Genomic DNA, 8,295 nt, shown 5'->3' on the forward strand with positions numbered 1-8,295 from the left:
GCTCTGGATGCCGGCTCGACATCCTGGTCGGCCCGCTGAACAGGAACGGACCGCCGATGTCCCAGAGCGACCTCGACGAGTTGATGACGGAGGTCAACGAGGTCAGGAACATCGACGCTACGGAACTCGCCGACATCGCCAACATCGGCGCCGGCGGCCCGTGCGGGGAAGCGCACGCGAGCGTGGGCAGCTTCGTCGGCGGGGCGGCCTGCGTCACCTGGGACGGAGACAAGTACACCGTGCTGGCCATGGTGGAGTTGGGCGTCGGAACGGCCCACACCGGCGCGGGACTGAGCGGGATGATCTCCAACGCCGAGAGCCACGAGGACCTGGAGGGCAACGCCTGGTGCGTCGGCGGCAGCGGCGGCGAGGGGGTCCTCGCCGGCGGCGAGGTCTGCGTCGGCTACACCGACGACTGGTCGGAACCGACCGGGATCTGGACCGCCGCCGCAGCCGTCCAAGGCGGCGCCGGCACCCCCGCCGAAGCCCACGTCACCGCCGTACGAACCTATGAGGTCTTCTCCCTCGACCCCGACTCGATCCCCAACCCCCTGCGCCCCGTCATGGACGCCGTCGGCGACGGCCTGAACTCCTTGCGCTGCATCCCCAACCGCTGCTGAACGGGCGCGCGGGGGCCGAGGCGACGCAACGCGCGGCGCAGCCGCGCCGCCGACGGTTGCTCGAGGTAGCGGTGGACCAGCCAGGCGATCAGGATCATCAGGCCGGCGACCACCGGGACGAGCAGCGCCGGCGGGACCTGGCGCTGAAACAGGTAGAGCAGCGCGCCGCCGAGGTCGAGGTGCAGCAGGTACAGCGGGTAGGTCAGCGCGCCGCCGGCGAGCAGCCAGCGGCCGCGCACCCAGTCGAGCCAGCCGAGCGCGACCGCGACCATCAGCAGGAACCACACCGCCAGCAGCACGATCACCGGGCCGTTCGGGATGATCTCGCCCGCCTTGGACTCGAGCTGGTTTCGGCGCAGGACCGGTGGCAGCGCCAGCACGAAGGAGGCGGCGACGATCGCCCAGGACGCGAACGTGGGCCGGAACCGGTACATCAGGTAGCACCCGATGCCCGCGGTGAACAGCGGCGCGTGGTCGGTGGTCAGGACGATCGCGACGACACCGCCGCCGGGCAGGAACGCCTGCGCCACGGCCGACGCGCCGAGCCACAGCGCGCAGAAGGCGACCACCCGGCGGTAGGTCAGCCCCCACCACACCAGCAGCGAGAACAGCAGGTAGAACCGCAGCTCCGCCCACAGCGACCAGTACACGTCGGCGATCGGCGACACCCCGACCGCGTCCTGGAACATCGTGAGGTTGACCAGGACGTCGAGCGTGGTGGGCCGCCACGGCAGGCCGGGAAAGACGGCCAGCCCCGCGGCCACCACCAACACCGACAGCCAGTACGCCGGATACAGGCGCACCGCGCGGGACAGCAGGAACGAGCCGGTGCCGCGACCCCAGCCGCTCATGCAGATCACGAAGCCGCTGATCAGGAAGAACAGGTGCACGCCGAGCCACCCGTGGGCGAACGGTTGGCTCGGGAAGACCTCGGCGGCCGGGCGGTGCCACACGTGGGCGATGGCGGTGTAGTGGTAGGCGAGGACCGACATCGCCGCCACGAACCGCAGACCGTCGAGCACCTGCAGCCGTGGCCGATCCGTCACGTCCGCACCCTCCGCCGCCCAACAACACCGACCCTCTGCACACGAGGAATCGGCGACCCGGGTTCACCGGTGGCGGGGAACGCCTCGGAGATCGTCCACCCGGGCCGTGAGCACGTCACCCGCGGTGTTCAGGGCGAGGAGCCGAACCCGCAGGCCCAGGGCGTCGGCCGTGGTGTTGAACCGCGTCGAGGTGTGCAGCGTGACCGGGACCGTGCGGTGCCGCCTGGTCAAGCTCAGGTGCACGGTCGCGTCGCCCTCCCAGATGCACACCTGTCCCGGCCGGCACCGGGAGTCGTTGGTGACGGCCCAGAAGGTCACCCTGACGCCCCGGCCTCTCACGGTCGCCGACTCGCCGAGGTCGAGGGTGAACGTCGACCCCACGGTGATGACCTTCGGGTGGGTGGTCGAGGTGTCGGCCGAGGCCTGGCCGACCCCACCCAGGGCGACGAGCGCCGCCAGGGCCGTGACAGAAAACCAGCGTCGCACCATCGAAACCACTTCCGCCGGGACCGGTCCGCGAACTCGCGAACCTCCAGATGTCGAGCCGCCAAAGGTAGCTGCCCCACGTCCGGACCGCCCGGCGGACAACACCATCGGGTTACCCGGTCCGCGGTCCCGCCAGCTCGGTGATGCTCGCGATCAGGTCGCCCTGGTTGATCGGCGCTGCCTGGGTGCCGGTTCGGGCGTCCTGCATGGCCTTGGCCAGCTGCACCCGGCGCAGCACCTCCTTGATGTCGGCGCCGGTCATGCCGGCACTGGCCTGGGCCAGCGCGGTGAGGTCGAGGTCGTCGGCGAACATGGTGAAGCCGGGATGGTCGTGCGCCGCGACCAGGCCTCGGATCATCTTGCGGAAGATCTCCGCGCGGCCGTCCTGGTCCGGCTTCGGCACCGAGATCTTCACGTCGAAGCGGCCCGACCGGATCAGTGACGCGTCGACGCGCTGCGGGAAGTTCGTGGTGGCCACGACGAGCACGTTGGGGTTGGCCTCGATGAGGTCGTTCATCTCTTGTTTGAAGATGCCGGCCACGGCGTTGATCGCCTGGCTGGCCGCGTCCCCGCCCGCGCCGGCGTAGCTGATGATCGAGTCGAACTCGTCGAACAGGATGAGCGTGGGCACGCGGTAGCGGCGGGCGTCCCGGAAGACCTGCTTGATGTTGCGCTCGGACCCGCCGAGCCACTTGTCGAGGATCTCCGGCGTGCGGATCTCCCGGAAGTCCGCGCCGATCTCGTTGGCCAACGCCCGGCAGAGCATGGTCTTGCCGGTGCCGGGCGGTCCGTACATGAGGATGCCCTGCGGGCGGCGCGCCCCCCAGCGCGCCATCGCCTCCGGGTGCCGAAACGACAACGCGATCTGGCGCAGCTGGCTCACCACGTCGGTCAGTCCCCCAACCTGGTCCAGCGTGACCGACCGGGTGGTGACCGGCGCAGCCGGCACATGCTCCCGGGACACCGTGTAGCGCCGGCCGCGCAGGCTGTCCGGACCGGCGATCTCCAGCACCGCCTGCAGCGTCAGGCCGACGAAGCCGCGCAGATGATCCGGGTTGACCTCTGCACGCGGGACCTCGGCCCGCAGCCGCAGCACCGTCCCCGACGAGTCGTACTCGGCCTCGGCCTGCAACCCCAGGCCGGCGTCGACCAGCCGGTCCGGCGCGCGGTTCGCCGCTCCCTCCAGACCCAGCTTCCGGTACGCGGCCACCGCCACCGCCCCGACCCCGTCCACGATTCGCGTGATCACCGGGTCGCCGGCCTCGATCCGCTTGGCCAGCAGCAACCCCAACGGATCGTGGCCCAGGAGCAACGAGCGGATCCGTTCGGTGTCCGCGATGCCGATCTCGGCGGTGAACAGGTGCGCCGGGCCGTCCGCGCCGCTCACCCGCACCTCGACCCACCGCACCGCGGCCGGCCAGGCCGCCCCGCGCAGCAGCGTGACCGGGCCGACCCGGGCGGCGGCCAGGATCGACGCGGGGTCGGCCAGTTCGACCGTCGCGCCGGCATAGGTGAACGTGTCGACGCCCGGTTGTCCGGGGTTGGCCTCTGCCATGTCTCCTCCAGTGCCGGTTAGTGACCTACCGTTGGGGGTAGACCCCCGGCATGACCATGAAGACGACCACACTGGCCAGGCCGCAGAGCCGGAAGATGATCGCGGGCGTGTGTGCCGGGCTCGCCGACCGCGTGGGGTGGAGCGCCGGGAAGATGCGTCTGATCTTCGTCTTGTCGTGCCTGCTTCCCGGTCCCCAGTTCATCCTCTACCTCGTCCTGTGGCTGATGATGCCGAAGCGCCCGTAGCCGACCGGTCCGACGGCAGTGTCGTACCCGTTCCGGCCCAGGGGAAACACGGTCCGCCTTGACCCGCGGATTTCGGTTACCGTCCGGTAAGCCCTCCACGGATGGTCGTTTCCGACTATCTTCCCGCCGTCAGGTCGGAACGTCGGAAGGTCGAAGATCGTGGGCTCGAGGATCACTGTCGCCGCCGCACTGCTGGGAATGACGTGCCTGCTCAGCGCGTGCACCGGGGAGACCAACGCACGGTCGGGCGCGGAGACTGCCGGCACCGGCACGGCGAGCACCCAGCCGTCCAGCGAGGCGCAGGCCCCGGCGGCGAGCGACTGCCCGGTGGGCGACTGGCAGGTCACCACCATCACCGGCAAGTCGGGCGCCCAGGTCAACGGCGTGCCGGTGGTGGCCACCAGCGGCGGTGGCTTCACGCTGGCGCTGGGCTCGTCCGGCACCTGGACCCTCACCGGCAACAACGCCCCGGTGACCCTGACGGCGGCGGGCCGGTCGGTGACGGCGGTCGTCGACGGCACGGCCGAGGGTCAGTACACGAAGTCGGGTGACACCTACCTGTTCCGCCAGCAACGGGCGACCGGCAAGGTCACGCTGAAGCAACCCGTCGCGGGGGTCTCGTCGTGGCCGATGCAGGACGTCGGCCCCGCGCTCGCGCCGAGCGGGACGGCCACCCTCACGTGTGGCCCGGGCACCCTGCGGATCGCCTCGGAGTCGGTGGTGCTCGACCTCAACGCCTCCGGCGCCCCCACGCAAAGCACGCCCACCACCGGCACGGTGACCCTCACCGAGTCCGGGCAGAGCAAGACGATCCCCTGCGACGGGCGGACCGTCGCGATCAACGGCTCGGCGAACAAGTACACGTTCACCGGAGAGTGCGCCGCGGTGAACGTCAACGGCGCGCGCAACGAGATCAGGATCGCGACGGCGACCGAGATCTCGGTCAACGGCTCGTTCAACAAGGTCACCTGGTCCGCCGGGGAACCGAAGACGTCGAACACCGGACAGGGCAACACGATCAGCCAGGGCTGACGTCCGTCCCCTGTGGACCGTCAGGCCGAGGTGTCGTCCAGGTGTTGGAGAAGCTCGTGTGCGGCCAGCTCGATCTCTTTGTGACCCCATTCGGCGGCGCGGTAATGGCAGGCGATGAGACCGGCGCGATGCAACCGCCGGAAGTCGCCGAAGACGAACCCGTAACGGGCCTTGGTCTCATCGGAGGCGCCCTCGGTCAGCCCCAGGTGCCAGGCGGCGTACTCGTCCCAGGAGTGCGACTCGAGGTAGCGGTTGCCGTCGTCCGCGCTGGGTTGGACCTCACCCCACTGGCTCTTCAGCACGTACTGACGGGAGTCGATGAGCTTGCGGGCATGTTCGACGGCCCGTTTGTTGACGGTGTAGGAGGCCATGGGATCAATCGTGACCGAATCGACCGGATAGCGCTGGACACCGCCCTTTGGTCGCCCGTCTTCACCTAAGGTGGGACGTCATGGCGGAGGTGCGTCGGCGGACCGTGCTGGGGGTGTCGCTCGCCGCCGCCGGGGCGGCCAGCGGTTGTGCCGGGGTGGCCCGCACCGTGGGGCTGGGCGACAGCGTCCGGGTAGCCGTGAGCTGGAGTGCCGCCGAGCTGGCCGCGTTCCGGTCGGTGCTGCGCGGCTGGCGGGAGGCGGACTTCGAGCTCATCCCGTTCGGCGACGACATCGACGCCGCGCTCGGGGCCCGCACGACCGGCCGGCCGAACGTGCTCGCGCTGCCCCGGCTGGGACTGGTCGGCGACAACCGCGACAACCTGGAGCCGTTGCCGGCCGACATCCCCTGGCATCCCGAGTACGACCAGATCCTCGGTGACCAGTCGGGCCAGCGGTACGCGCTGCCGTTCAAGCTCGCGCACAAGTCCGTGGTCTGGTACCGGCGCAGGCTGTTCGCCGACCTCGGTCTGACCGCACCGCGAACCTGGGCGGACTGGCTCGCGCTCAACGAGTCGATCATCCGGCAGGGTGGCGTGGCGCCGCTGGCCCTCGGCGGCGCGGACGGCTGGATGCTGACCGGGTTCTTCGAGAACATCCTGCTGCGCAACCATCCCGACACCTACGACGAGCTGGCCCGCCCGCGCCGGGACCCCGCGATGTGGCGCGGCGCGGCGGTCCGGTCGGCCTTCGACCTGTTCGGCCAGATGTGCGGCCGGCCCGGGGTGTTCGCCGGCGGCCCGAACCGCGCCCTGGTGCAGCAGTTCCCGGACGCGGTCCTCGAGGTGTTCCGCTATCACCGCGCGGCGATGGTGGTCGCACCGGACTTCGCCGAGTCGGTGATCCGCCGGTTCGGGGTGGCGCTGGAGGAGGTCGGCACCTTCACCTTCCCGGCCGTGTCGAACCCCGACGGCCCCTTGGTGCTGGCCGGCGACCTGCTGGTGCTCACCCGCCCCGCCGGTCCGGGCGCGCGCGAGCTGATCCGCTATCTCGCCACGCCGCAAGCCCCGGAGCCGTGGATCCGGGACACCGGCGGGTTCCTCGCCGCCAACCCCGAGACCAGCGCGAGCCTGTACGGGCCGGTGCTTTCCGGGCTGGACACCGAACTGCGCCGCTCCATGGCGGCCGGCAGGGCGCGGTTCGACCTGGGTGACCAACTCGGCCCGGTGGGCGGCCGGGACGGCCTGCAGCTCGTGCTGGTCGAGTTCCTGCGCCGGCTCGGCGCGGGCGGGCGGCGCGACGAGGCGGTGCGGGCCGCACTCGACGCGATGGCCGACATCGAGACCAAGGTGGGTTGACCGGGTGGACGTCGAGACACGCACCGGTCTGCGGCTGGAGGTCGCGGGCCGGGAACTGTCCGCGTGCCGAGGGCCGCAACCGGGGCGCCGGCCCGGCGCCGGACGCCACCTGCTCGGCCTGCCCGCCCTGCTGCTTCTGGTGTTCCTGCTGGTTCCGATGATCTGGACCGTGGTCTGGGCGCTGCGCGGCGACCCGCCGCTGATCGGCAACTTCGCCGCCATCCTCACCGACCCGGAGGCGCTCACCGCGGGCTGGCACAGCCTGCTGTGGGTCGGGATCGCGCTGGCGTTGGTCGCGGCCGGCTACGGGCTGGCGTTGCTCAGCCGGACGGTCAGCGGGCTGTGGCGGGTTCTGCTGTACGTGCTGATCCTGCCGTTCGGTGTGTCCGCCATGGTGTCCGGTGCGGTGTTCCGGATCATCTTCGACCCGAACCCGGAGCGCGGGCTGGCCGTCGCACTGTTCGGCGAGGTGGTCTGGCTCGGGCCCGAGCTGATCTGGGTGGTGCTGGCCTCGGCGTTCGCCTGGACCTGGCTGGGTTTCATCGTGGTGCTCTTCCGTGCCGGGCTGGCCGCCAACCCCGGCGGGCGCCGGCCGGGCCCGATCGTCACGATCGTGGTGCTCACCGTGTCGATCGCGGCGATCCGGGTGTTCGACCTGGTGCTGATCGTCCCACCGGGGTCGGTGCAGGCCGACGCCGACGTGGTCGGGTTGCACTGGTGGCGGATGGTCTCCCGGTCCGCCGACACCGGTGGCCCGGCCGCGCTCGCGGTGCTGCTGTTCGTGGTCGTGGCGGCGATGGCGCTGGCCGGGCAGCGGGCCGCGCGCCCGACCGGCGCGACGAACCCGGACCCGGTGCGGGAGCCCGCGGCGCCAGCCAGGCACCGCACCTGGAGTTGGCTGATCGGCCTCGGCGTGGGCCTGGTCTGGTTGCTGCCGGTGGTGATCCTGCTCGCCACCGCGCTGCACGACCCGGCCGCGGCGGGCGCCGCCGGCTGGTGGCGCCCGGAGGGGCTCGGGTTCGGGTCGTTCGTGGCGCTCGCCGAGTCGTGGCTGTGGCCGGCGCTGGTCGGCAACCTGTTCCTCACCGGGCTGGCCACCGCGCTGGTGGTGGCCGCCGCCGCCCCGGCGGCCTACCTGCTGGTCTGGGGCGGGTTGCCGCGCTGGTTGAGCAATGCCCTGACGGTCCTGCTGGTGGTCCTGGCGGTGGCGCCGGTGCAGATGTACGCCGGGCCGCTGGGCGCGGCGGTGTCCGGGCTGGGGCTGTCCGGTTCGCGTACCCCGCTGGCGTTGATCCACGCCGCGGCCGGCCTGCCGTTCGCGATCCTGGTGCTGCGTACGGCTTTCGAGGCCGCCGGGGTGCGCCCGCAGGACGAACGGCCGTCCCTGGACGCGATCTGGCGACGCACCCGCTACCGCCCGGCGCTGATCGCCGTGCTGGTGCTGGAGTTCGTGCTGGTGTGGAACGACTTCATCGTGGGCTTCCTGATCAGCGGGGGCTCGACGCCGTTCACGCTGCTGCTGTGGGGTGAGGCGCGGCAGTTCGGCGCCTCGGCCGGCACGGTGGCCGCGGGCGCGGTCGCCGCC

Annotated in this window: 9 protein-coding genes; 5 read left to right on the forward strand and 4 right to left on the reverse strand. The window is 71.5% G+C overall.

Going from position 1 to position 8,295, the window contains the following annotated elements:
* A partial coding sequence (locus tag VFO68_RS15240) for a hypothetical protein (RefSeq protein ID WP_325158935.1) occupies positions 1–620 on the forward strand: 620 nt, incomplete at its 5' end.
* Here the strand turns inward: VFO68_RS15240 and VFO68_RS15245 are convergent.
* The 3 genes from VFO68_RS15245 to VFO68_RS15255 form a co-directional block, all read right to left on the reverse strand.
* On the reverse strand, positions 509–1,666 hold the full coding sequence (locus tag VFO68_RS15245; protein WP_325158936.1) for an acyltransferase: 1,158 nt from the start codon (positions 1,664–1,666) through the stop codon (positions 509–511). The two genes, VFO68_RS15240 and VFO68_RS15245, sit on opposite strands and share 112 nt — an antisense overlap.
* Positions 1,667–1,729: 63 nt before the next feature.
* Positions 1,730–2,155 carry a hypothetical protein gene (locus tag VFO68_RS15250; RefSeq protein WP_325158937.1) on the reverse strand — a complete coding sequence of 142 codons (426 nt, stop codon included), beginning with the start codon at positions 2,153–2,155 and terminating at the stop codon, positions 1,730–1,732.
* 109 nt (positions 2,156–2,264) lie between these two features.
* The gene (locus tag VFO68_RS15255; protein ID WP_325158938.1) at positions 2,265–3,707 is read right to left on the reverse strand and encodes an ATP-binding protein; all 1,443 of its coding nucleotides are present in this window, start codon (positions 3,705–3,707) and stop codon (positions 2,265–2,267) included.
* A 56-nt stretch (positions 3,708–3,763) separates the two neighbouring features.
* On the opposite strand from VFO68_RS15255, the gene VFO68_RS15260 reads away from it, so the two are divergent.
* The gene (locus VFO68_RS15260) at positions 3,764–3,952 is read left to right on the forward strand and encodes a PspC domain-containing protein (RefSeq protein WP_325158943.1); all 189 of its coding nucleotides are present in this window, start codon (positions 3,764–3,766) and stop codon (positions 3,950–3,952) included.
* A gap of 159 nt (positions 3,953–4,111) precedes the next feature.
* Complete coding sequence (locus VFO68_RS15265; protein ID WP_325158939.1) at positions 4,112–4,984, forward strand: DUF3060 domain-containing protein; 873 nt, start codon at positions 4,112–4,114, stop codon at positions 4,982–4,984.
* A 20-nt stretch (positions 4,985–5,004) separates the two neighbouring features.
* Here the strand turns inward: VFO68_RS15265 and VFO68_RS15270 are convergent, their stop codons facing one another.
* A complete protein-coding gene (locus VFO68_RS15270) occupies positions 5,005–5,355 on the reverse strand; it encodes a hypothetical protein (RefSeq protein WP_325158940.1) in 351 nt (116 codons plus the stop codon).
* Between the two features lie 80 nt (positions 5,356–5,435).
* On the opposite strand from VFO68_RS15270, the gene VFO68_RS15275 reads away from it, so the two are divergent.
* Together VFO68_RS15275 and VFO68_RS15280 are read left to right on the forward strand one after the other, a co-directional pair.
* The gene (locus tag VFO68_RS15275) at positions 5,436–6,710 is read left to right on the forward strand and encodes an ABC transporter substrate-binding protein (protein WP_325158941.1); all 1,275 of its coding nucleotides are present in this window, start codon (positions 5,436–5,438) and stop codon (positions 6,708–6,710) included.
* A gap of 4 nt (positions 6,711–6,714) precedes the next feature.
* On the forward strand, positions 6,715–8,295 hold a 1,581-nt coding region (locus VFO68_RS15280; protein WP_325158942.1), incomplete at its 3' end, for a hypothetical protein.

The sequence above is a fragment of the Actinophytocola sp. genome (genome assembly GCF_035712165.1).
In the GTDB taxonomy this organism is placed as follows: domain Bacteria; phylum Actinomycetota; class Actinomycetes; order Mycobacteriales; family Pseudonocardiaceae; genus DASYTH01.